Raw genomic sequence first — 23,526 nt, forward strand, 5'->3', positions numbered from 1 at the left:
AATATTGACTTTATCTTTTCAAACCTGTGTTTAAGTGAATATAATGATGCTTTTATCTAAGATCAATAATATGAAGTGCATCAAGCATCTCTTTTGCCATTCATCAAACTCCTACCAAATGCCTTGCAGTTTATTTAGTATTTAGCTTTAAATTTGAGCTTTTGAAGAAAAGATATGGAACTTAAGAACAATTCTTATCAGATACAAGGTGTAAAACTACTCGATGTAGTTAAAGAGTTTGACTCACCGGTTTATGTTTACGATGCAGACAAAATAATAACTCAATTACAGAGTCTGAAAAATGCTTTTTCGGATCGTAAGATAAGGATTAAATACGCTGCAAAGGCGTTAACCAACATATCTATACTTAAGTTAATGAAACAACAAGGCATTGGTGTTGATGTTGTTTCTATCCAGGAAGCACAAATGGCATTAAAGGCCGGCTTCAAACCTCAGGACATTCTTTTCACCCCGAACTGTGTTTCATTTGACGAAATTCAGGAAGGTGTAGAAATGGGATTGGTCATTAATATTGACAATATTTCCATTTTAGAACAGTTTGGTCACAAGTATCATAACAAAGTACCTTGCTGTGTAAGGTTAAACCCACATATCATGGCGGGTGGAAATACTAAAATTTCTACAGGCCACGTAGATTCTAAATTTGGTATTAGTATTTATCAGTTGCCACATCTGTTGCGTGTAGTAAAAACCAATAATATTGAAGTGGTTGGCTTGCACATGCATACCGGCTCCGATATTCTGGATGCAGAAATCTTCCTGAAAATTGCAGAAATACTTTTTGGTGTGGCCAGAGACTTTCCAAATCTGCAGTTTATCGACTTTGGTAGTGGGTTTAAAGTAGGTTATAAGCAAGGAGATATCACCACCAACGTTTATGACCTTGGCGTTAAACTCGGTAAGGCTTTTGACACGTTTTGTGAAAGCTATGGAAGAAAACTTGAAATGTGGTTTGAGCCCGGTAAGTACTTAGTAAGTGAGGCAGGCTACTTTTTGGTGAGGTCAAATGTAATTAAGACTACGCCAGCTACCGTATTTGTCGGTGTAGATTCGGGTATGAATCATTTGATGAGGCCGATGATGTATGATGCCTACCATGAAATAATGAACGTATCTAATCCTAAAGGCACGCAACGTGTATATAGTATCGTGGGTTATATCTGCGAAACGGATTCTTTCGGCTGGGATCGTAAGCTCAATGAAGTGAGAGAGGGCGATATTTTAGCGATAAAAAATGCCGGAGCTTATGGCTTTAGCATGGCCTCTAATTATAACTCACGATTCAGACCGGCAGAAGTTATGATTTACAAAGGCAAAGCCCACTTGATAAGAGAGCGCGAAACCATGGACGATCTACTGAAAAATCAGGTGGTGATAGATTTGTAGGCCTTTATTACTTATACTCGGCCTTTAGCTTATCTTTAAATTCTTTCATAAACTTTTCAACCTTCGGTTTTGATACAGAAACGATGTAAGGCTGATTTGGATGGGCATCGTAATAATCCTGGTGGTAGTCTTCTGCTTCATAGAAAGCTGAAAACTCAGTGATCTCTGTTACAATGGGCTTTTTGTATTTTCCAGAGCTATCTAACTCTTCCATTACTGCTTTAGCGGTAGACTGTTCTGACGATGTTGTATAGAATATGGCCGATCGGTATTGCTTACCTACATCCGGTCCTTGCCTATTGAGTTGTGTAGGATCGTGAGAACCAAAAAAGATATAAACCAAATCCTTATAACTGACTACATCAGGATCATATAATACTCTCACGGCTTCGGCATGATCTGTTAAACCAGCACTCACTTGTTTGTAAGTAGGATTTTTGGATGAACCGCCACTATATCCGGAAACCACATCTTCAACACCTTCCACACGCTCAAAGACGGCCTCTGTACACCAAAAACAGCCACTGGCAAAGTAAGCAGTGTCTAGTTTAGCTAAGGTTTCAGCGTTTAGTTCTTTTGAGGGGTTCCTTTTTGCAGACTCTTTAGCCGAGCATGCGCTGAACGTAAAGAGGAGGACCAAAAAAACGGAATATCTGGTTAGGGCAATTTTTCTCATAACTGATGTATTTACGATATAAACTGCCTAACCAGATTTATTGTTTCAATTCAATTGTATGCCTAAAGACACTTAGCAGGTTTTATCTGTCTCTGTACTCAGTTTTATACCTTTTGAAGGCCTCAACACTTTCAGTGAGATGGTTTTATTGGCGATCATAAGTCCGGTTAAAATAAGCCCCGCACCTGCTATGGCATACCATGATAGGCTTTCGTTAAGAAATAAAATGCCTAGTGCCACGCCATATATGGGCATTAGATAAGTGACAAGTGCCAGGTAGGAGGCATTAGCCACTTCTATAATCTTATAATAAACCACAAAGGCAATGGCTGTACCGAAAATCGCTAATGCCAAAACTGAACCTGTTACCTCCCAGGGTAGCGCCAATAGGTTATAGGCGCTATAACCATCAACAATAAGCGAAAGGGGCACCAGATATACTGTAGCCACTAAAAGTTGTGCTGTAGGGGCGTGTAGAGGAGGTGCGTGACTCAGGTTTTTACGAGCATACACCATGGCGATGCCGTAGCGCAAGGCGCCAATACTTACCGCTACTATGACCAATATGGAGGCTTGCATATTTAAGGATAAACTGGGTGAGATCAGCAAAAACAATCCGGCAAAGCCGAGCAAAGTGCCTGTAACTTTGGCGGCATTCATTTTATCATCTTCTATCATAAAATGAGCTACCAAAATGGTAAATAAAGGCGTGAGTCCGTTTAGGATCGAGGCCAAACCACTGGCAATATAAATCTCACCCCAGTTGATCAGAACAAATGGTAGTGCGTGAGCGAAAAACCCTGCAATGGTTACGTCCTTCCAAAATTTGGCGGAGGCAGTGAGGCGACCGCCTTTGAGGTAGAGAAATACGACAAGTAGTATAGCTGCAATGCCTATTCTCAAAGCAGCTAAGCTTATAGGGTTTATGGTTGTCACCGCCACTTTGATAAATAAAAATGAAGGCCCCCACAATGAGGCTAACAAAAGGAGTAGTAATAAGTTTCTGGCTTTCATGAGTGGTTTTATTTGGTATAGAAAGAGTGCCCGATGGCCTTTGACTGAAGGTTAATGTATGTGTCACTGACTGAAATCTTGCTTGATAAAACTAGCAGAACTGCCAGTATACTGCCACCGAAAAATTGACAGGCAATTTCAACAGGCAGAATTAGTAGTAGAGAAAATAAATTGAGCATAGAAGTAAAGATTTGGTGTAAGTGGTGAAACGGTTTGCCGATTTTACCGTTCTATTAATTGGATGAATATATTTTCTTATATTCATGAAATAAATTAATACAAATGGAAGTCAGACACTTACGGCTCATCAAAGCTGTGGCAGAGAAAGGTAGCTTGACCAAAGCCATGGAAACCTTGTACTTATCACAATCAGCGTTAAGTCATCAATTGAAGGAATTGGAGACACAGCTGGGCGCTCAACTCTTTCATCGTGTAAATAAAAAGCTCGTGCTTACCGGTGCTGGTAAAATTGTATTGCAGTCAGCGGAGCGTGTGCTCAAAGAGATTGATAAAGCTGAAAAGGCCGTAAAAAAATATATTGGAGGTGATGAGGGAAGTATGCGTGTAGCTACCGAATGCTATACCTGCTATCATTGGTTGCCCTCATTGATGGTAGATTTTAACCGTGAGTTTCCTAATGTAGAAATAGAAATATCACCAGAAACAGCCAATGATCCTGTTAACAATATTCTAAATGGAAAACTGGATTTGGCTATAGCCAGTGGGTATGTAGATAATCCCAACATTAGAACCACAGAGTTATTTACCGATGAACTACTTGCTGTAGTTCCTGCTGACCACCCGTGGGCTGGTCGTAAATATGTAAAAGCTCAGGATTTTGAAAGCGAAAGTATGATCATTCATTCTTTTCCGTTGGACTCCGTGACTGTTTTCAGAAGGGTGCTTATTCCCGAAAATGTAAAACCGAAAAAAGTAACTGCCATTCAAATTACAGAAGCAGCGCTCGAGATGGTGAAGGCGGGAATGGGTGTGAAGGTGATTGCGAAATGGATAGTAGAGCCATATTTACATGACAAGCGATTGGCGGTAGTTCCGGTTACTAAGAAGGGTTTATTTAGAACGTGGTATGCACTTACTCTTAAACAATCTGAGCCCCCTCAATATATTGAGAACTTCATCGATCATCTAAAGTGTAATATAGGAGGCGTTTGTAAACCAGCTTTGAGCTATTAGTATATTGTTTTAGAATAACTGGTAGTTGCCATTTCTTCTAAACTTACTAGTGTCTAATGTCGGTGATTGTCTATTGCCAAGATATTTCTTTTTTGATGCATTAAATAGCTGATTGATCGATTCCATCAATTTGCCTTCACCACGCATTCGTGTCCCGAACCTACTGTCATTCACTTTGCCGCCATGAGCTTCCCTGATTTGATTCCAAACTTTATCAAACCGATCCGGAAAGTTTTTTCTCAACCAATCTTCGAAGATCGTTCCTATCGACCCATTGAGCCTGACGATGGTGTAGCCTGCGGATACAGCGCCATGTTCTGCTGCTGCTTTAATTACTGCCGGGATCTCATGATGATTAAGGCCAGGTATGATAGGAGCATTCATGATCGATACAGAAATGCCTCTTTCTGTAAGTGTTTTAATAGCTTTTAACTTCTTGGCTGCACTCGCTGTCCGCGGTTCCATCACGCTCCTTAGTTTTTCATCCAGCGTGGTGATCGAAAATATAACGCGTACGAGATTGTCTTTTGCTAACTCCTCGAGCAGGTCAATGTCTCTTAAAACCAATGTGTTTTTGGTGATAATGCCCACCGGATGCTTGTATTTATTAAAAACCTGAAGCAACTGACGCGTAAGCTTAAATTTTTTCTCTAATGGCTGATAGCAATCCGTATTGCCTGAAAGTACTATAGGGTGCGGTCTCCAGTTTTTACTTAGGAGCTTTTGCTCAAGCAGTTGGGGGGCATTTTTCTTAACGATTATTTTAGTTTCGAATCCTAACCCGGCATCATGGCCCCAATATTCGTGGCTGTTTCTGGCATAACAATAAATGCAGCCGTGTTCACAACCCTGGTAAGGATTCAAAGAAAAATCCATGCCCACATCAACACTATCGACTTTATTAACCACATTTTTCGGATACTCAAATAGTATTTGGGTTTTGGGTCGATCAAGAGTAGGGTCTTCATCAACAGCTTCTGGTATGTCAAGCGTATGCCGTTGCTTAAAAAATGGATTATCCGTTTTAATTTGAGCACCCCTGCCTTTATGATATTCTTCTCCTTCCACAGAACAAAAATACTAAAATAATTAGTAAAAACTAAATAAAATAGTAATATTGAGCCTAGATATTCACTGCATTTTTGTACGACCTGCCTATAGGAATAAATTGATCATCGACCTGAATATCTTCGTGGTTGTATGAACTGATGTGGTTTTTGTTAATAATAAATGATTTATGAACGCGTAAAAAATTGTCAGGCAATGTTTGTTCTACATCTCGCATACTGCTATAGCTGATTAGTTTTTTATCCTTCAGCACAAATCTCACATAATTGCCCAAACCCTCTACATATAAAATAGAATCGGCTTCTACCCGGTGAATGCGTTTGTCAGACCTTACTTCCACATACGTGTCAGGTCGGTCTTCGAGCAGTTTTTCCAAATACTTTACCCGATCTTTTTCTGTAAACAAGAGCTGCGTAATCTTTATGGCTGCAACAAATACTACCGTTGTGTTTATTAATATGATGGCCCTTAGATAGGAAGATGAGTCAAACAGCGGAGCTCCGGTTTCAATAAATATACCTTCATAAAAATAATAGCTGATCAATCTTTGAACCACGCCACAAACAGCAATCAGTGAGACATATCCAAGAAGAAACCTCACCCATGAGCTTTTGGTAAGCAACTTGGGTATCAAAACATATATAGTGACATAGACAGCCATGATTCTTACCGGCAAAAGAATAAACTCAAGAAAAAAGGAAGCCAAGTAATCCTGGTCTTTAGCCCATATAAGACTAAATGCGATGTAATAAACAATCCAGAATGCCACATGAGTGGCTATTCTGGATTTGAAGAGGTAGAGTGGCTTCATAATTAATAATACGAAAAAGCCTCAATTGAAGCTACTGACCAGCTGTCATTTGGTAGATATATACTCGTAGATCATATAGAAAGCAGTGTTGTTGACATAAAAGACAAAATGCTGCACCCTGAATTTCGTGTATTTAAGAAACCAAAAATGACGAATATTATGATCAAGGGACCGATTACCGTTTTTCTTACTTTATTATTTTTTACTGGCACTGGTCAGGAGCTTAAACGCAGAGCAGACATCGGAGCTGCCATATCATTTCCTGATGGAGTGCATGCTGGTGCCTCGGTAAAAAGTGTTGATTCAGATCATATACTTGCTAAAAATGGACTGCAAGCAGGGGACAAAATTATAAGGCTAAATGGTGAGCTTATTAAAGACCCCGATCGGTGGAGTGATATAGAATACGATTTAAGGGCAGGTGAAGAAGTAGAGTTGGTAGTATCACGCGATGGTAATTTGCAAACCATACATGCGACACTCCCAGCGCTGGCAAAAGAGTCTTACAAAGATATTGAGGTGGTGTATGGTGAAGTGCTTTCAAATTATGGAGACCTGATCAGAACTATTACGACTTATCCTGAAAATCTCTCTCAGCAGTTACCCGGGCTTATTATTTTAGGCGGATTGAGTTGCTCATCAATTGAAGTCTATCCCGGTAGAAATGAAACAGGTTGGACACGCGTTTTGCGCGATATAGCGACTAAGTCAGGGATGGTTGTGATGCGGGTAGAAAAACCAGGAGTAGGCGACAGTAACGGCCATTGTGGTGAAAGCACCTTCTATCAGGACATTGCAGCATTTAAAGCAGCATACCAAAGTTTAAAAAATCATGATAAAGTAGATTCCACCAACATCATCATTTATGGCTCTAGCATGGGTAGCGCATTGGCGCCTTATATGGCCAATGAAATGGGAGCAGAGGGAGTTATCTCCGATGGTACTTTTGTGAAAACGTGGTTTGAACACATGCTGGAAATTGAAAGAAGGATAAAGTTGATGCAAGGCAAAACGCCAATGGAGGTTTCACAGTTGATGAATGAAGCTTACATACCACTTTATTATGGCATGCTGATAGAAAAGAAATCGTACGCTGAAGTGATCAGAGAAAAGCCTCACCTTAAAGCGCACAATTACCATAGTGAAGCGCATATGTACGGTAGGCCAGTCGCTTATTATCATGAAGTTCAGGACTTCAATTTTGCGAAGGCCTGGGAAGAAATCGAGGTGCCGGTGAGAATTATAAGAGGTACCAATGACTGGATTATGTCAGATGATGACAATGACATGATCATAGATATATTAGAGGCGAACGGGCATAAAGATCATGAGTTATACCGCTATGAGGGCCTCGACCATTGGAATGCTATCCATGAAAACCCCGAAGATTCCTTTAATGGCAAGCCGGGCAAGTGGGAAGATAAAATTAGCGGTGTGATAATCGACTTTGCTCGTGAATTGGCAAAGCTCGATTAAGGCTCTACTTCACTGCCTCCCTCGGGATGGCAGCAGGAAGCCTACTGAGCATTTCGTTATTAAGCAGTTGAGTGAAATTGGTAAACGAAGCAATATTAATCAACTGCTTGCCTTGGCGGCCTACAAGCACCACTTCATCACCAACAGCAACATCTTTGATGTGCGAGATATCAACCATGAAGAGGTTCATATTGATCAGGCCCACTATTGGTGCTTTCTTGCCACCGATGAGTACCTGACCTCGATTTGACAAGGCTCGGGGATAGCCAATTTGAATAGCCAAGGGGCATAACTGCAATGCGCATATCTTGTGTTGCCTGAAAAGCAGTGCCATAACCTATAAACTCACCGGCATTCACATGGCGGATATCCATGATGTCGGTTTTCCAATTAAAAATACGCTTAAGGGCATTCCCATCAGATTTTTTATCGACTTCCTGCAGGTGTAGGTAATAAATATCAGGGCTTGGCCAAAAACCATATTGTGCGACTCCTATACGCACCATGTCGTAAACTGTGTCTTTCATGGCCAGCGCAGCAGCAGAACAAGCAATATGTCGGTATTTAGGGAGCAACTTTTTTGCTTTACACTCTTTCAAAAATTCTTTATAGCGCTTGTGCTGCGCATCTATTTTAAACTGATTAGAAAGGCTTTCGGCCCCACCGAAATGAGTGCAAAGTCCCTCAAATACTAAGTGCTTCTTATGTTTTTTTAGATAGGTAAGTGTTTTAGAAAACTCTTTGGCATTCATACCTGTGCGGTTGGCCCCGGTTTCTACTTCTATATGTAAATGTGCCGGTTTACCAATTGACTTGGCGGCTTTACAAGCCTTTTCTAGCTTATCATAATTAAATACATAAAATTCAATCTCATGCTCAATCGCCCAGGGTATATCTTCCTCATAAAGTATACCCATGATCATTATTTTCGATTTTGGAGAGCAAGCATTTAAAACTTCCTCTGCCTCAAAAGCTGAAGCCACCGAAAAATGGCTGATACCGCATTTTTCTGCCATGGGCACAAAGGTTTCTATTCCGTGGCCATAAGCATTGGCTTTTACTACGGAAGATATGCGTGTATCATCACCCACTTTCCTTCTTAGAAAATTGAAATTACTTTTTAAAGCAGACTGCTTAAGGTATATGCGAGATGAATGTTTTACCATTGTCTGGGAATTTCGTTCCAGGTATATGATCGGCCCCAACTATCCTGGGCTAGTTTTTTAACTTCTTTTACAATTTCTTTCGGCACTTCATTGAGGTGATCCGTGGCTTGCAAAGTATTATAATGAAAAGCGTAAATGCGAGAGGCAAACTGGTTAAAAGGTAGTGAAGATTCACCAGGTTTTTCTCCGTTGCCCATCACAGCAGGTTTTATATCCTGCCCCCAATCTTGTCGGCCTTCATTGTTCGGGTTAAGAAAGTAAGCCCTCATCACACCTTCATTGTCTTTTCTCACTCTTAGAAGCGACACCGCATGAAAACCTATCATGTCGCCTCGGGAGGAGGTGATGAAAATGCCTACCGGGTTTGGGTAGACAAGTCTGTGGTGCCCGTTATAATCAGGGTGACAAGACGCATATAATATCTTTATAAAACCTTCATAATCCTGAATGGCGTTGAGCAAATAATTATAAACTGAGGCAAAGCCAATCTGTATCCATTGTCCGTACATGGCAGGGTTTACCCACTTGTGCGGGTCATCTTCTCTGCCCGCGGCCAGCTTCATCATTTCATTATAGATCTTGTCTAAAAGCGGGACAAGTACCACTGAAACCGCATCAAGACTAAAATCCATTTGCTTTACTAAGCCATGACCGAGTTTATCGGCTTCTATTTCTTTTCCTTCAAAGCGGAAAGAAAGGTTATTAAGCGTGGCCGCAGTAATCACCATGTTTATGAGTTTGGCCGGGGCGTGTTGGCTCCACATGCTTATCCCTCTTGCCGACTGGCAGGTGGGGTTATTGCCCTGCCCGACACCCAATGGCTGGCCGAGCACACGAATAAGCGCGCCTATCAAATATTGTAATGCACTGATATTTTCACCCGGATGAGCAATTGACTTGATGATGTTTTTTTCTACCTCACTGTGTAGCCTAATGCGTTTAATATTATCCAGGCCTGCTCGCACAGCCTGTCGAGAAAAAAGGCCTTTCTCTAACATTCGGCTCAAACCATACACACACTGAGCATTGTCAGGGTGCACAATGTAATGGATGAGTTTTTTGATTTCCTTTTTATGCTTTACAAACTCAGCCTTACCCGTGTCATTAAGACCAAGCGCTTTTGGAAGATGCTCATCAAGGTTTTGCTCGCTGAGATGCTCAAGTAAAATAGCATGAAAGCTACTCACCAAACCACTCGACCGCATCGCTTTACCCAGGCTATCAGACTCAATGGCCAATTCCTGATCGTTGGCTGACTGTAAGTATGAGTTGTATTTCTCCTGCGTACCATGTTTTCTTACCGCTTCAGAGGGGTGGTAAATGGCATCGATATAGAAAGCTAGCTTAGCGTCCGTTTCTTTGCTTGTATCTAACTCAATCTTTTCTTTTACAAGCTTAATAATTTCACGTGCCTTGCTGGTAACAATCGGTCGCTGCTCGCAAATGAGCGTAATCTCTTCAGCCAGCTTGTCTTTGATACCTTGCAGGTCTGACTTTGAGAGTAAATATTTGAACAGACCAAATACTTTTTTTTGCTCCAGTGCGCTCATTGCTGAGCGGGTTTCTTCATTGAGAGATTCGAATACGAATTCCAGGTTATGAACGAGTACTTCTTCCAGAAAAGTGGCTGCATCTTTTTTCGACATAGCCTTATGTTTACTATCGCCCAAAGCAATAGAAAGCATGCGCAGTTCGCTAAGTATTTCAAAACTTGAATGAGGCGTACCCGCTTTTAGTGTGCCGTTTACAAGCTGAGGCACGAGCTTTTCTGGTTCTGCCCAAGCGGTATTATCAAAAACCCCCAGTTTTACCAACACGGGGGATTTTTTATATAAATATTGTATGCCTTCTTCACTATGAGCTATTTGGTCTATCTGGCTCACCAATTTATTTGCTTTGTCGGCCTTTGTTAAACTTGTGGCTTCTCTAAGCGCATTGATGGCTTCTTCGAAATGATCAAATGCTCTTTCCGTCAAACTTTCTGTCATTAATTACAAAACTCCTTTTTTATACGTAGAAGTCTACGTTTTCATAATGTTTTAATAATTCGGTCATACGATCCGGATCTTCACCTTTGAAGTTAATCGTACCGAAATGATTACCAAAGCCTTCACGATCGTCACTAATCTTTTGTGTAGACAATGGAGGTACCAATGTATGGTCTACAAAGTAAGGCTCTTCTGTTAACTCTTCTGGTATTTCCAGCTTAGAAAACTGCTTTTTATGTGGGTAAATCATCACATTACCGTAGTGATTTTCTGGTTTTTGACTGTCGTCCGGCAGTATAGACTTTAGCTCATCTTCAGAAAGATTCGGATCATGGCAAAGTACAAATGCTGCTAATGCATCATAGCCCCAGGCTTTACCAGAAAGCTCTAAAATGTGGCCACCCGGTATTCTGCATGCTACTTCTCCAAAACTGAGTTCATCGTTTTCGGTTAAGAACCACTCAGGATGGATCATGCCATATTCTATGCCGAAGATATCTACCAGCTTTTGCATGTGCTTATGAATAAGCTCTCTCTTGCTATTGAGATAGTGGCCTTCAGGTATGAAATTAGAATAACCCAGTTTTACATACTCGGTAATATTTAAGAACTTTATTTTACCTCCGTGCACGAAAGCTTCACAAGAAAACTCTCTACCCGAAAGGTGGCTTTCTGCCAGGCATGGGAAATCACTGTCCTGTACCTTCTCATCTATATCGCTCATTGACCTGAGCAATCTGTGGCCTACTGTACCTGCAGAGGCAAATGGTTTGATATGCACCCAGCTGTCGTCTTCTCCTTCGAGCTGTAGGTTGGCTTCATTCAATCTTTTCATAAAGCTTTTTACCTGCTCTTTGCTATGTACTTCTTCAAACAAGCCAACGCGCAAACCACCAATCAAAGCCTTTCTTTTCATCATAGTTTTATTTCTAAAAAGAAAAGCTCTATTGAGCACGCGTGGATCATTGCGGTAGATGCTATTTAAAGCACCGGCCCACTCTACAGTTTCCTCAAAGAGAGGTACGGCAACATCGGCATTAAATGGTTTTAGTTTTTCTGCAAGGTCTATGGCATTGGAGGTGTCACTCCACTCATCAAACTGGTAGGATACGAAAGGTATATTATTGTCCCTGGCATAACTTTCGAAGTCAGGGAATGAAACTACTACAAACGGTTTGTTGAGCTTTTGCATACTTTCTATCACAGGTAAGCTCCAACCCATGAGTGCAAAACATTGTGCCATAGTTTTTTAGAAATTTTTGGTTCACTAAGAGTATAAAGTATAAAGGGGGTAAAACCAAAAATGTTTAAGGTTTTATAGAGAAAAACCGGCTTTAATCTCGGTTTTACAACGGTTTGTATCAATGTTAAGCGAAAATGACCCCTTCAGAAGGTGTGCCGATACTTATGTGTTGCTTATTGACATGCCTTATGCCGCTTATAAAAGCCAGCAAAGCATCTACCTGGTGCCAGTTGTCGCACTGTGGTAGATTTGGTAAGTGTATCTTTTGAAAAAGGCCCTCAAGGAAATGAGTGATGTCTTTTTTATAAAAAACCTTCAAGTCTAAGGTGGTGACTAACAACTTAGGATAAACCTCATAAAATGGCAGAGATTTTAAGTCCCGATTTAGCTTCATGGCGCGGGCAGTGAGGCCACCCAAAAAGAGAGGAGACATGGCCCTGGCTTCAATATCTGCCTGGCGATAAAAGAAATTGGACTCTTCGACAGCCGGATTTTTATAAACAGCAGGAAGACTTAAGGGTGCATCGATATAAACTGATGAAGGCTTATGAGATTGACAAAAATCAATAATGAACCGGTCGGCATCTTGTTTATTGGCACTTTGCCCGATGCTAATTTTGTTGTTTGAGTCGGCAAAGCAGATCGCTGTAGTACCAGCGAGCTTAGAGCCGTAATCTATTCCTATATGACCGATCATTTGTTTCTTCGGCATTTTTCGCTGCAATATTTCACATCTTCCCAGGAGTCTTTCCATTTTTTGCGCCAGCTAAACGGTCTGCCACATACCGGACAAATTTTTTCGGGAAGATGAGGTTTTTTGTGTGCCACGTAAAAATAACATTGAGTCTGTAAGTCTGGTTATTAGTCTATGAAAGATTTATCAGAGAGAGAAAGAGACAGAATTATTGAGATGGCCTGGGAAGACAGAACCTCTTTTGATGCTATAGAAGCACAATTTGGTTTATCAGAAGCCGATACGATTAAGCTCATGCGTACTGAGATGAAACCTTCTAGTTTTAAAATGTGGAGAAAGCGCGTGCAAGGCAGAAAGACCAAACACAGAGCTTATGGTAAAGAAGACCCCGAACGATTTAAAAGCTCGAGACAAAGAAATATTTCAGGAAATAAAATTTCTAAGCGATAAAAAAGGCTGCCAATTGGCAGCCTTTTTCGTTTCAGCTCTAATTTTTTAGAAACTATATCTTAAACCAAATTGTAACTGCCATCTTGATACAAGGTCGGTATTTGGCGTGAATGAATCTGTAATGTCAGGGTCAAAAGTGTAAATAGGAGCACCGTCTCCGCCTGGAACATATACCGGGTTTCCAGCTGCATCAACTGTGTTTACAACTCCAATTGGTTGTGATGTTGTTGGTAATTGTCTCACACCCCAACTAGAAGAAATGAGGTTACCAATATTTAAAATATCTAGACTAAACTGAATGGTATGACCATTATTTAAGTTGTAATCTTGAAGCAATCTGAAATCCCACCTTGAAAACCAAGGGCTTAATTGGGCATTTCTTTCTGCATAAGACCCTCTATTTTCACTTAAATAATCATCCTGAGCAATAAATGCTTTAAGGGCATTTCTTTGTGCTCCGGCCGTATTGTCTATATTACCATCTCCGTCTGCATCAGCTTCCAGAAAATTCATTTGATCTATTTCATTATCTGTAGGTATGTATATCAAATCGTTGTTTGCTGATGCATCATCATTGATGTTACCTGAGTAGGTCCAGCTAAACCTTCCTCCTTGTGCATACTCATAGTATAAAGACAGCGTAGTTGCCCACTTTCCATTTCCGTATTCAAAAGTTTTGTTGGCTGTACCTACAAACCTATGACGATTACCGTAAATAGAATTAGAAAGCTTGGCATTGTTGACATTATTTAACTGAGGATTTAAGTCAAAAATATCACTAGTGATTTCTGCTCTTAAAGAACTTGCATCTTTAGCATCTAAGAAATTATAGGCAAACGTTGCGAAAAGACCATTAGTGAAATTTTTCTTCACCTCAGCAGTTAGATTAAAGCTTCTACCTAAATCAGTATTTGTAAACACATACGCATTTACTGGCCCACCAAAAGGTCCTACTGATTTATCAGCAGGTACATAGGCTGATCTGTTATCGACACCCGCTAAGTTTCCAGAAGGTGTATCAAGTCCGGCATTAATTACATATTGTGCATTTACATCCTTAGTATAAGATAGGTCTAATGTTGCTACCAACCCTTTACCAAAGTCTTTATCTATTCCTAAACTTGATCTCCATACTCTAGGAAATTTAAAATCCGGATCTGTAGTTGTTCTAAAAAAGAAATCGGGGTTTGCTACCTGGTTACCAATCCATACAAATGGAAGACGACCTGTAAAAAGACCTGTACCACCTCTTATCTGCAGAGATTTATCATTATTTACATCCCAGTTAAAACCAACTCTAGGAGATAAAAGTGGAGTCTGATCTGGTAGCTCAGTTTGGTCATATTTAACTACATTGCCATCTTCATCATAGTAGTCTACATCAGGCGCATAAGTACCAGTAGGTACTTCTCCTCCTTTTCTCTCGATGTTTTCCAACACTTTGTCTTCTGTATCAAAATAAAGTGGAAGATCCATTCTCAAACCGTAAGTAAGTGTTAAGTTGTTTGTAACCTCAAAACGATCTTGGGCATACAAAGCAAACTGCCCAATCGTTGATTCTGCCAATCCCCAAGTATCATTTGCGTTATTTGAATCAAATGTAGCCTGCGCTGCAGCCGCATCGGCAGCTAAACCAGCAGGATCATTTGCATAGGCAACAAAATCTGCTACTGATGCGAAGCCAGGTCCAAACGTACCCCCATAGGCATTTAGGTTAAATGAGTTGTCAAAGTCAAAGCGCTCAAAGTTTGCACCAACCGTTACTGTGTGGTCACCTAGATACATTTCGTAGTTGTTGGTAATCTGAAACACATATTGATCCAGCCTATTGTTAATTGAGAATGGTTCGTGACCGGCCACAATGTATCGTACACCGTCTTTATTAATGTTTATTACTGGAAATGGTGCACTGAATGGATCTCTGCTATCATTGAAGGCAGAATAACCGATTTGAAATTTATTAGACGCTTTGTTGCTGATGATGCTTTTCAATTCGAGTAACCCGGAATTAATTTTGTTATTGATTCTATAGCCTGAGTTAAAGAATTGTAATGTAATGGCATCAGGCCCTCTACGACCAATGGCAGTAGGGTTAGCCGGTATTTCTCTTGATGCATTTAAGAAATTGTAAGTGGCAGTTAAGGTGTTTTTATCGTTGATGTTCCAGTCGATCTTTACTATACCTTTTTCGTTTTTCGTTTCGTGCGTGTAACCTTCATAAGGTCCAGGCTCATATCCTACATCTCTTAGTTCCGCAGCAACTGTTTCTAAATCTGCAGCTGTAACTCTCGAAACATTGTTACCTGTGAGGCCCGGTCTTGCAGCAAAAAAGCTTGAGCCCAGGTTATCTCTTCTTTCAATTTCGGTATTAGCAAAGAAGAACACTTTGTCTTTAACGATAGGGCCTCCAATACTAAAGCCAGTTTGAAGTTGAGTCAAATCCGGAACAAATACGTCTTCTCCATCAACTTTGCTTCCTGTGAGTGCGTCTGATCTGTAGAAACCAAAGACTGTACCTGATACATTGTTTGTACCACTTTTAGTTACAGCATTTACAGATGCTCCCGTAAAACCTGACTGTGTGATGTCATATGGCGCAGTTGCTACCTGTATTTGTGCAATAGCGTCAAGAGATATCGGTTGAGCATCAGTTTGACCACCCGGAGTAGCAGCATCTAATCCAAACGGATTATTGAAAATTGACCCGTCCAGAGAAAAGTTATTAAACTGGTCGTTTCTTCCTCCAAAGGAATTGCCATCAGAAGAAGGTGTTAATCTGTATATATCTTGAGCTGATCTAGTGATGGTAGGCAGCTTTCTGATCTCGCTATTGTCAAAAGCTACTGCAGAACCAGTGCGGTCACCATTAAAAGTTTCATTATCTCCTGAGATTACAATTTCTCCAAGCGTAGTGATGTCTTCAGCCATTTCAAAATTAATTTCCAAAACCTGACCTAAAAGTAGGTTGATCTGATCTCTAAGCTGCTCACTGTAACCGATATAAGTTGCCTTAACAGTATATGGGCCGCCAATTCTCAAGTTTGGCAGATTGTAACGGCCGTCAGGTCGGGTAGATGTACCATAAACAGTACCTGTTGGCTCGTGCCGTGCAATAACCGTTGCACCCGGAAGTCCTTCGCCATTGCCATCAACAATCTGGCCGCGGATGGAAGCCGTAGTTACACCTTGTGCCCAAGAAGCACTCATGCATACGACTAGAGTAATACATAACAGTAGAATTTTCTTCATGCTTGTGATCTTTTGATAAGAAAGAGTAAAATACAAAAATTATTGGGTTATTTAAATTGGCGCAAAGCTAGATAAATTACTCAATAGATGTTTAAACACCTAGGTTAATTTCTAACTGAAAACCCACCCCATGAATGTTTTTTATTTGAATGCAGGGGTCTTTTTGAAGGTACTTTCTAAGTTTTGATATAAAAACATCCATACTTCGGCCTAAAAAGTAGTCATCTGATCCCCAGACGGCTTCAAGTATCTCGGCTCTTTTTACCACCTGGCCCTGGTGCTCACAAAGGTGTTTTAATAAGTTAGCCTCCTTTTGTGTGAGTGTCTGTATATGATCTGCAATGTGAAGCTGAAGGTTTTGGTAATCAAACTTATATTGTCCGATCGTAAAATCGATATCGTTATCCTGTGGCTTGGCTGATCGTTTAAGGAATACTTCTATTCTAAAAATCAGCTCTTTCATGCTAAAAGGCTTTGTAATATAATCATCACCACCCGATTTGAAGCCATTGAGCCGGTCTTCTTCCATAGATTTGGCCGTGAGAAAGAGTATAGGAACAGCTGTATTTTTATTACGAATATCTTTGGCTAATGTAAATCCATCTTTTTGCGGAAGCATTACATCAAGAATGCAGAGGTCATATTGGTTTGATTTAAATGCATCCCAGGCAGAGCTACCATCTGTGGCCAGCGTTACCGCATAGCCATTGCGTGTGAGGTTATCATTTATAACCAACCCGAGGTTAGGATCATCTTCTACCAGCAGTATTTTATGCATTTTTTAAAGTGATTTTAAATATACTCCCTTTATTTATCTTACTGTCCAGATCGATCTTGCCATGATGTGCTTTAACTATATGTTGCACATAATTTAAACCCAGACCGAAGCCCTTTACATTATGGACATTACCTGTTGGCACACGATAAAATTTCTCAAAAATCTTCTTTTGCTGATCAGTGGGAATACCGATACCATTATCAGAAATACCGATGCAAATGGTGTTTGTGGCATTACGGGTGCTAATTGTTACTAAAGGTTGTCCCTTAGTATATTTAATGGCATTGTCGATTAGGTTGTGAAGTACATTTCTTAGGTGTAATTGATCGGCCTTTATGGTTGTGTTTGTAGCATTTAGCTGCAACGTGACCTCAGCCTCATGCTCTTCCAGTCTCATGTTGAGATCCTTTACTACTTCTGTGATCAGCTGATGGGCATCTAATAGGTCCTCACACAGAACCACTTCATCATTATCAACACTGGCCATTTGTAAAACACGCTCCACCTGCTTTTTCATCCTTTGGTTTTCTGTCTCTATGATATTTGCATAGCTGGTCATACGCGAGACATCACTAGCTGTGGCCGGGTCTTTTAGTACTTCTGCAGAAAGGGCTATGGTAGATATGGGTGTTTTAAACTCATGCGTCATATTGTTAATAAAGTCCTTTTGGACCTCACTAAGCCGCCTCTGTTTGAGTATAACAAACAAAGCTGAAGCAAAGAAAATAATGACTACCAACAGTACTGTTGAGCTGAAAACCCAAACTTCCATACGGTCAGTGATGATTGATACCTCATTGGGAAACTGTACGCCAAAATAATAGTTTTGATTCTCCCACTTGGGCAGGGAAGCATCGTCATTTTTTGGTTTTGCCTCATCCATCGATACATAGCTGCCGTAGACCATTTTGTCGCTGGTGCAGTCATAAATACCGTATTCAAAATCGGCTTCAATGTTTCTTTTTTCAAACTCTGCCGTGAGCAGAAACTCCAGCAAATTGGCATCAATCTCATTATTGATCATTACCACGTAATAGTTGGTAGACAGCTGCTTGATAGGGTTATTGGCAGGAATGGCAGCTTTGTTGATTTTAAAGAATTGATTGGCAACATTAAATAGTGCCACATTTACATCACGATTAAACTGCTGCTGCTCTGTGTTGAAGGCGCGCCTAAACCAATAGACCTGAGTGATGGTGATACCCACTATACTCAAAATAGCCATGATTATTAACACACGAATTGTAGTACGCGTCATAATTCAAATTTAAGCTATTGCATTTATATGAAACCTGTATTTAACAAGTCGTTAACAAAAACTATGCTCCTGCTATTTAGGCTGAAAGCTTTAAAAGCTTAGGTAAATCTCATGGTATGTTAAGAAATGTACGGATAACTTAAAAATTTGATAACTGGCTATGGTTGGGTGAAAAGCGGATTTTAATGACCATTGCACTCGTAAATTGAAATCGATTAAAGAACAATGATTAGAGCGGAAGAAAGTCAGAAACAGGGAGGGATACTTTTTGAGGATCTTAAATCGGTTTATGAAAATGCCTACGAGGGGCTCCCTGAGAATAGTAAGTTCATTTACAGACTTCATAAAATTGACGGTTTTACCAGTCAGGAAATTGGTCATTTATTAGACATGTCGCCATCTATGGTTGAAGCCCAGTTGGGAAAAGCCTTAAAAATAATGAGGGACAGAATTAGAAAATACCAGTTGAGTAGATTGAGGTGATGAAGGTTGTATAAGTCTGAAAATAAGTTTCAGTCCCTGCTACTTTTCTCTAATTTTTTGTTCACGATATGTTCTATTTTACCTGTACCGACTTTCATTGCTCCTTCCCTAAATTCGAATTCCATTCCTTCGATCAAAGTACGCGTAAAATAATCTGTGGAAACAATCTTTATTTTCGCTCTCACTTTCTCACCTGGATTTACAGTTTCTCGATCAATAAATGTTTGTTGTCCGGAAGTCTGCATTTCGTCAAAATCAAATTTAATTTGTGGTCGATAACCTGATTTTGCTGGTGTTTCTCGCCCACCGTTTTCAGTTGATAAATATTGAAGCTCGGCAATAAAGTCCACCTTGTTAAATTCTTTATTATAATGATTAAGGATATACTCTGTTATCTTATCCAAGTCAGAAACATTATAATACCTGCATGTCTCTGTCAAGATCAACTAAGCTGCATAGAGTTGCAAATGTCTCAATTTTATTATCCATCGGGCGGTTGTTCTTTATTAAGGTTGTTCACCAATTAAGTCAACATTTGATCTTATGAGACTGTCAATTTTATTTGTAGCCGAAAGTAATCCTCCAAAGTAATCTTGCTCCCTAAACTTCGGTGTCATGTCGTTGACAATAATATTTTTTGCTGTGTGGTCTTTAATTATTTTTTCCAGACCATAGCCTACTTCAATTCTCATTTTCCTGTTCTGTAGGGCCACAGCAATTAAAAGTCCGTCATTATCACCGCTTCTCCCAATCATCCAGCAATTAGCTACCCGGAGGGAATATTCCTCTATACTTTCTTCACCTAATGAGTTGATAGTTAAAACGACTACCTGTGAACCAATATCAGTTTCTAGTTTTTCGAGCTTGTTTGTCAGCTCTTCCTCTTGTTCTGGTAAAAGGAGGTCAGCATAGTCATTAATCCGTCCAACTAATTTCGGCACATTGGGACAGTCAAGCTTATTTTGCTCATTAGACTGTTTGCCTTGACAAGAGGAAATGCTGGTAGATAATAGTATAATCAGGCATAAAACATTAAATATCTTATTCATAAGTTCAGGAGGAGATTGGGTGAACTACCCAGCGAGCTTTGATATTTGCGATTAAGCTGCAGTCAGTTTTTATTTATTAAGTCTTGCAGGTTTTGATTATTTATTTCTTTGGAATGGTCCAACACATAAACTTCCACAGCACCAGCGTGTTCTGCAAGATCTCTTAGTGCCCGTTTTTCTGTTTCTGAAAGTCCGTCTGGGTATTCAATCATTTGTTGCATTATCATTATAAGTTTGTTAATTACCATACTTTTGCCTTCCATTAATTCCTTAATAAGCGAGGTCAAATGATATTCGGCATTATGGAAATCTGCAATTACTAATCGATCAGTTGAAAATAAGTGATTAGTACTTCGCTTAATGCATCTATTTGTATCAACTCTAGTCACTTCTATCTCATTACGATAGAATTTTACATGAATCTGAACTTTCTTAAATAGTCGAATCACGAGCCGCTTCAACTATTTTTCTCTATCGATAAGCTTTTCGGCAAATGATCTTAGTTTACCTCTTCTGATCAATGGGGCTTCTACTTTTTTGAGTGCTTTCAAGCCCTTGTCGAAGTAGTGGTTCATCTGCTGCTCTGTTTGCTCTTTAATGCCTAGCTCGTTGTAAATTTCCGTTACAGCGGCCACCTTTTCTTCCGGCTTGAAGTCATCTTTCTTCAACCAATTATTGAGGGCAGTTTTGTGCTTGCCTTTGGCCTGCTTGAGCGCGGTTATCAACAAAAAGGTTTTTTTGTTGGCAATGATGTCACCACCTACCTGTTTGCCAAACTTGTCTTTATCGGCATACACATCGAGCAGGTCGTCTTTGAGTTGAAAGCCTACACCAATATTTTGACCAAATTGTCGTAGCGCTTTTTTGTTTTTCTCAGAAGTGTCTGCCAAAATACCACCAAGTTCAAGGCTAAAGCCTAAAAGCACTGCGGTTTTGAGTCTAATCATTTCGATATACTCATCTACCCCAACAGTTTTACGATCTTCAAAAATCATATCCAGTTGCTGCCCTTCGCATACTTCGGCAGCACATTGGTTAAACTTATCAAAAATCTCCTGGTTGAAGCCGTTGCCATGCATAAGCATTTCATAAGCCTTCACCAGCATTACATCTCCTGAAAGTATAGCCGTGTTGGCATTCCATTTTTCGTGGACAGTTGGCTTACCTCTTCTCAAAGGGGCCTGATCCATAATATCATCATGCATGAGGGTGAAGTTGTGAAAGACCTCAACTGCGAGCGCCTGCTTTATGATATATTCAACATCATCTTTAAACAGCGAATAACCCATGATAGTAAGTAAGGGCCTCAGGCGTTTGCCCCCCAAACTCATAATGTATTTAATGGGCTGGTATAGTTCTTTGGGGTGAGATCCGTAGTCAAAATCTTTACCCTCTTTTTCGATGAGTTTTACTAGTTTTTTATCAGTAATCAGCATGATTAATCTTCGGCAAATTCCAGGTCTATAGTTCGTTTATCGATATCGGTGTCTTTTACAGTCACGTTTACCTTATCGCCTAAAGTAAACATCCGCTTGTTTTTCCTACCAATAACGCGATAGTTTTTTTCGTCAAATTCGTAATAATCATCACTCAGGTCAACCAGACGCACCATGCCTTCGCATTTTGTTTCGATGATCTCTACAAAAATGCCCCATTCGGTAACGCCCGAAATAATACCCTCAAATACCTTATCTTCTACACTCTGCATAAACTCTACCTGCTTGTATTTGATAGATGCCCGCTCGGCTTCAGCAGCGCGTTTCTCTCGGTCTGAAGAGTGCATGCACTTCTCCTCATAGTCGTCTTTACTTACAGACTTACCTTGGTCGAGGTAGTGCTGTAGTAAGCGATGCACCATCATATCCGGGTAACGCCTGATTGGTGAGGTAAAATGTGTGTAGTGATCGAAGGCCAAGCCAAAATGACCCATTGCCTCGGTAGTGTATTTGGCTTTTGCCATAGCGCGAATGGCTAATTGCTGCAAGACATTCTCTTCAGGTTGCCCAGTAATGGTATCCATCAGCTTGTTGAGCGATTTGGATATTGATCCTCGGTCTGTGTTTAGCTCATGGCCAAAACGTTTGGCAAAAAGTGAGAAAGTATCAATCTTTTCCGGGTCGGGGAAGTCGTGGGTTCGATATACAAAGGTGTTTCTATCCTTTTTGTCTTTACCCTCTTTCAACTTATAAACATAAGTTGCGACCTGCTTATTAGCCATCAGCATAAACTCTTCTATAAGCTTGTGCGCATCACGTCTTACTTTAGGTATTACGCCTAATGGCTTGCCGTTTTCATCGAGCTTAAACTTTACCTCGGTACTCTCAAAATTGACAGCCCCGTGAGCAAATCGCTTAGTTTTTAAGCGCTTTGCCAGGTCATTTATCGTTTGAAGTTCTTTGGCATAATCACCAATACCGGTCTCGATTCCTGCCTGTGCTTCTTCATAGGTAAACCTACGGTCTGAGTGGATCACGGTTCTTCCAAACCATTCTTTCTTCACATTGGCATCTTTATCTATTTCAAAGATTGCTGCAAAAGTCAATTTATCTTCTCTGGGCCTGAGTGAGCACAATTGGTTAGATAATCGTTCCGGAAGCATGGGCACCGTTCTGTCTACAAGGTAAACGGAAGTAGCGCGGTGTATGGCTTCTTTTTCTAATACCGTATTTGGTATTACATAATGTGTAACATCGGCAATATGAACACCTATCTCATAATTACCATTGTCTAGCTCCTGGTAAGAAATGGCGTCATCAAAGTCTTTGGCATCTTCCGGGTCGATGGTAAACGTGAGAATATCTCTATAGTCTCTTCGCTTTTTGATCTCATCTTCTGTGATGCCTTCACTGATTTTTTCGGCCTCGTCCAGCACATGCTGAGGAAACTCAAAAGGCAGGTCAAACTCAGCCATGATAGAGTGAATCTCTGCCTCATTGTCACCAGCCTGCCCTAAAACTCTTGTGATCGTGCCCTCGGGGCTTTTGTCATTATCAGGCCACTCGGTGATCTTTACAATTACCTTATCGTTGTGTTTGGCCCCGTTTGTCGAGTCGAGGTGTACGAATATGTCCTGATGAAGCTTTCTATTATCAGGCATTACGAAGGCAAATCGTGGTGAAAACTCAATTCGACCTACAATTTCTTCACGACCTCTTTCTACAACTTCAAGTACTTTGCCTTCTGGTTTTTTGCCGGAAGTTTTTGAGTGCAGTACTACGCGCACTATATCACCATCGACCGCGTATTTAAGGTCTTGGGTTTTCACATAAATATCGTCTTCACCTTCCGGGGTGAGCACGTAGGCAAAGCGAGGATTTACATGATCGACTTTACCCGTTACAAACTCAGGCTCACGGGTGGTTTTATAGCCACCATTAGCAATGCGCTGAATTTTACCTTCTTTTTCCATCTGATTTAAAACAGCAGGAATCTGCTTGTTGTAATCTGATCTTCTAAAACCTAGTTTTTTTATCACCTGCTTTGGTGTGTAGGCCCTGTCGATGTGGGCGTTGAGGAGGGAGG

23 protein-coding genes are annotated in these 23,526 nt (G+C 40.5%); 5 read left to right on the top strand and 18 right to left on the bottom strand.

The annotated features are described in order from the left end of the window. The first annotated feature begins 174 nt into the window (after positions 1-174). Positions 175-1,407, top strand: a complete 1,233-nt coding sequence (lysA, locus tag E1176_RS18745; RefSeq protein WP_155212582.1) for a diaminopimelate decarboxylase — start codon at positions 175-177, stop codon at positions 1,405-1,407. Positions 1,408-1,414: 7 nt separating this feature from the next. On the opposite strand, the gene msrA is transcribed toward lysA, so the two are convergent. Both msrA and E1176_RS18755 read right to left on the bottom strand, forming a co-directional pair. Next, complete coding sequence (msrA, locus tag E1176_RS18750; RefSeq protein ID WP_155212583.1) at positions 1,415-2,083, bottom strand: peptide-methionine (S)-S-oxide reductase MsrA; 669 nt, start codon at positions 2,081-2,083, stop codon at positions 1,415-1,417. A gap of 72 nt (positions 2,084-2,155) precedes the next feature. After that, positions 2,156-3,097 (bottom strand): DMT family transporter, encoded by a 942-nt coding sequence (locus E1176_RS18755; RefSeq protein ID WP_155212584.1) that lies wholly within the window; start codon positions 3,095-3,097, stop codon positions 2,156-2,158. A 282-nt stretch (positions 3,098-3,379) separates the two neighbouring features. Between E1176_RS18755 and E1176_RS18760 the strand changes: the two genes are divergently transcribed. Next, entirely contained in the window at positions 3,380-4,291 is a 912-nt protein-coding gene (locus E1176_RS18760; protein WP_155212585.1) for a LysR family transcriptional regulator, read from the top strand. Positions 4,292-4,300: 9 nt separating this feature from the next. Here the strand turns inward: E1176_RS18760 and E1176_RS18765 are convergent, their stop codons facing one another. Together E1176_RS18765 and E1176_RS18770 are read right to left on the bottom strand one after the other, a co-directional pair. Next, entirely contained in the window at positions 4,301-5,359 is a 1,059-nt protein-coding gene (locus E1176_RS18765; RefSeq protein ID WP_185152878.1) for a PA0069 family radical SAM protein, read from the bottom strand. Between the two features lie 55 nt (positions 5,360-5,414). Beyond that, positions 5,415-6,170 (bottom strand): LytR/AlgR family response regulator transcription factor, encoded by a 756-nt coding sequence (locus E1176_RS18770; RefSeq protein WP_155212586.1) that lies wholly within the window; start codon positions 6,168-6,170, stop codon positions 5,415-5,417. Positions 6,171-6,329: 159 nt separating this feature from the next. Here E1176_RS18770 and E1176_RS18775 point away from each other — a divergent pair, with 159 nt between their 5' ends. Further along, positions 6,330-7,646, top strand: coding sequence for a serine aminopeptidase domain-containing protein (locus E1176_RS18775; RefSeq protein ID WP_185152879.1), 1,317 nt, complete (start codon positions 6,330-6,332; stop codon positions 7,644-7,646). A 4-nt stretch (positions 7,647-7,650) separates the two neighbouring features. Here E1176_RS18775 and E1176_RS21305 read toward each other — a convergent pair whose 3' ends face one another. The 6 genes from E1176_RS21305 to E1176_RS18800 form a co-directional block, all read right to left on the bottom strand. After that, complete coding sequence (locus E1176_RS21305) at positions 7,651-7,851, bottom strand: alanine racemase C-terminal domain-containing protein (RefSeq protein ID WP_484494461.1); 201 nt, start codon at positions 7,849-7,851, stop codon at positions 7,651-7,653. After that, entirely contained in the window at positions 7,817-8,812 is a 996-nt protein-coding gene (alr, locus tag E1176_RS18780; RefSeq protein ID WP_281349588.1) for an alanine racemase, read from the bottom strand. Before alr ends, E1176_RS21305 begins: the two co-directional genes overlap by 35 nt. Then, a complete protein-coding gene (locus tag E1176_RS18785) occupies positions 8,806-10,800 on the bottom strand; it encodes a hypothetical protein (RefSeq protein ID WP_155212588.1) in 1,995 nt (664 codons plus the stop codon). Before E1176_RS18785 ends, alr begins: the two co-directional genes overlap by 7 nt. A gap of 19 nt (positions 10,801-10,819) precedes the next feature. Beyond that, positions 10,820-12,043 carry an ATP-grasp domain-containing protein gene (locus tag E1176_RS18790; RefSeq protein WP_155212589.1) on the bottom strand — a complete coding sequence of 408 codons (1,224 nt, stop codon included), beginning with the start codon at positions 12,041-12,043 and terminating at the stop codon, positions 10,820-10,822. A gap of 124 nt (positions 12,044-12,167) precedes the next feature. Further along, positions 12,168-12,797 carry a hypothetical protein gene (locus tag E1176_RS18795; RefSeq protein ID WP_185152882.1) on the bottom strand — a complete coding sequence of 210 codons (630 nt, stop codon included), beginning with the start codon at positions 12,795-12,797 and terminating at the stop codon, positions 12,168-12,170. After that, on the bottom strand, positions 12,737-12,871 hold the full coding sequence (locus tag E1176_RS18800; protein WP_185152880.1) for a DUF2256 domain-containing protein: 135 nt from the start codon (positions 12,869-12,871) through the stop codon (positions 12,737-12,739). Before E1176_RS18800 ends, E1176_RS18795 begins: the two co-directional genes overlap by 61 nt. Before the next feature lie 40 nt (positions 12,872-12,911). Between E1176_RS18800 and E1176_RS18805 the strand changes: the two genes are divergently transcribed. Continuing rightward, a complete protein-coding gene (locus tag E1176_RS18805) occupies positions 12,912-13,187 on the top strand; it encodes a TIGR03643 family protein (RefSeq protein WP_155212591.1) in 276 nt (91 codons plus the stop codon). 45 nt (positions 13,188-13,232) lie between these two features. Here the strand turns inward: E1176_RS18805 and E1176_RS18810 are convergent, their stop codons facing one another. The 3 genes from E1176_RS18810 to E1176_RS18820 form a co-directional block, all read right to left on the bottom strand. Further along, positions 13,233-16,436, bottom strand: coding sequence for a TonB-dependent receptor (locus E1176_RS18810; protein ID WP_155212592.1), 3,204 nt, complete (start codon positions 16,434-16,436; stop codon positions 13,233-13,235). A 91-nt stretch (positions 16,437-16,527) separates the two neighbouring features. Beyond that, entirely contained in the window at positions 16,528-17,214 is a 687-nt protein-coding gene (locus E1176_RS18815; protein WP_155212593.1) for a response regulator transcription factor, read from the bottom strand. Then, positions 17,207-18,472 (bottom strand): sensor histidine kinase, encoded by a 1,266-nt coding sequence (locus E1176_RS18820; RefSeq protein WP_155212594.1) that lies wholly within the window; start codon positions 18,470-18,472, stop codon positions 17,207-17,209. Before E1176_RS18820 ends, E1176_RS18815 begins: the two co-directional genes overlap by 8 nt. A gap of 225 nt (positions 18,473-18,697) precedes the next feature. Here E1176_RS18820 and E1176_RS18825 point away from each other — a divergent pair, with 225 nt between their 5' ends. Continuing rightward, positions 18,698-18,955, top strand: a complete 258-nt coding sequence (locus E1176_RS18825) for a sigma factor-like helix-turn-helix DNA-binding protein (RefSeq protein ID WP_155212595.1) — start codon at positions 18,698-18,700, stop codon at positions 18,953-18,955. 29 nt (positions 18,956-18,984) lie between these two features. On the opposite strand, the gene E1176_RS18830 is transcribed toward E1176_RS18825, so the two are convergent. The 5 genes from E1176_RS18830 to rnr all read right to left on the bottom strand — a co-directional run. After that, entirely contained in the window at positions 18,985-19,359 is a 375-nt protein-coding gene (locus E1176_RS18830; protein WP_155212596.1) for an EF-Tu C-terminal domain-related protein, read from the bottom strand. 102 nt (positions 19,360-19,461) lie between these two features. Next, complete coding sequence (locus E1176_RS18835) at positions 19,462-20,004, bottom strand: TPM domain-containing protein (protein WP_155212597.1); 543 nt, start codon at positions 20,002-20,004, stop codon at positions 19,462-19,464. 62 nt (positions 20,005-20,066) lie between these two features. After that, positions 20,067-20,453: a rod shape-determining protein gene (locus E1176_RS21310; protein WP_185152881.1), complete on the bottom strand. Its 387-nt coding sequence runs from the start codon at positions 20,451-20,453 to the stop codon at positions 20,067-20,069. A 12-nt stretch (positions 20,454-20,465) separates the two neighbouring features. Beyond that, the gene (locus E1176_RS18845; protein ID WP_155212599.1) at positions 20,466-21,440 is read right to left on the bottom strand and encodes a polyprenyl synthetase family protein; all 975 of its coding nucleotides are present in this window, start codon (positions 21,438-21,440) and stop codon (positions 20,466-20,468) included. 2 nt (positions 21,441-21,442) lie between these two features. Continuing rightward, positions 21,443-23,526 (bottom strand): ribonuclease R (gene rnr / locus E1176_RS18850; RefSeq protein ID WP_155212600.1); only part of this gene is annotated, 2,084 nt, incomplete at its 5' end.

It is taken from the genome of Fulvivirga aurantia (genome assembly GCF_009711475.1).
Lineage (GTDB): Bacteria > Bacteroidota > Bacteroidia > Cytophagales > Cyclobacteriaceae > Fulvivirga > Fulvivirga aurantia.

What these genes read in the sequence shown, in the direction of transcription:
- E1176_RS18755 (WP_155212584.1), bottom strand. Translation starts at nt 3,097, where the DNA reads ATGAAAGCCAGAAACTTATTACTACTCCTTTTGTTAGCCTCATTGTGG.
- E1176_RS18770 (WP_155212586.1), bottom strand. Translation starts at nt 6,170, where the DNA reads ATGAAGCCACTCTACCTCTTCAAATCCAGAATAGCCACTCATGTGGCA.
- E1176_RS18775 (WP_185152879.1), top strand. Translation starts at nt 6,330, where the DNA reads ATGATCAAGGGACCGATTACCGTTTTTCTTACTTTATTATTTTTTACT.
- lysA (WP_155212582.1), top strand. Translation starts at nt 175, where the DNA reads ATGGAACTTAAGAACAATTCTTATCAGATACAAGGTGTAAAACTACTC.
- E1176_RS18820 (WP_155212594.1), bottom strand. Translation starts at nt 18,472, where the DNA reads ATGACGCGTACTACAATTCGTGTGTTAATAATCATGGCTATTTTGAGT.
- E1176_RS18790 (WP_155212589.1), bottom strand. Translation starts at nt 12,043, where the DNA reads ATGGCACAATGTTTTGCACTCATGGGTTGGAGCTTACCTGTGATAGAA.
- E1176_RS18825 (WP_155212595.1), top strand. Translation starts at nt 18,698, where the DNA reads ATGATTAGAGCGGAAGAAAGTCAGAAACAGGGAGGGATACTTTTTGAG.
- E1176_RS18805 (WP_155212591.1), top strand. Translation starts at nt 12,912, where the DNA reads ATGAAAGATTTATCAGAGAGAGAAAGAGACAGAATTATTGAGATGGCC.
- E1176_RS18845 (WP_155212599.1), bottom strand. Translation starts at nt 21,440, where the DNA reads ATGCTGATTACTGATAAAAAACTAGTAAAACTCATCGAAAAAGAGGGT.
- E1176_RS18815 (WP_155212593.1), bottom strand. Translation starts at nt 17,214, where the DNA reads ATGCATAAAATACTGCTGGTAGAAGATGATCCTAACCTCGGGTTGGTT.
- E1176_RS18760 (WP_155212585.1), top strand. Translation starts at nt 3,380, where the DNA reads ATGGAAGTCAGACACTTACGGCTCATCAAAGCTGTGGCAGAGAAAGGT.
- alr (WP_281349588.1), bottom strand. Translation starts at nt 8,812, where the DNA reads ATGGTAAAACATTCATCTCGCATATACCTTAAGCAGTCTGCTTTAAAA.
- E1176_RS18835 (WP_155212597.1), bottom strand. Translation starts at nt 20,004, where the DNA reads ATGAATAAGATATTTAATGTTTTATGCCTGATTATACTATTATCTACC.
- msrA (WP_155212583.1), bottom strand. Translation starts at nt 2,083, where the DNA reads ATGAGAAAAATTGCCCTAACCAGATATTCCGTTTTTTTGGTCCTCCTC.
- E1176_RS18785 (WP_155212588.1), bottom strand. Translation starts at nt 10,800, where the DNA reads ATGACAGAAAGTTTGACGGAAAGAGCATTTGATCATTTCGAAGAAGCC.
- E1176_RS18810 (WP_155212592.1), bottom strand. Translation starts at nt 16,436, where the DNA reads ATGAAGAAAATTCTACTGTTATGTATTACTCTAGTCGTATGCATGAGT.
- E1176_RS18795 (WP_185152882.1), bottom strand. Translation starts at nt 12,797, where the DNA reads ATGGAAAGACTCCTGGGAAGATGTGAAATATTGCAGCGAAAAATGCCG.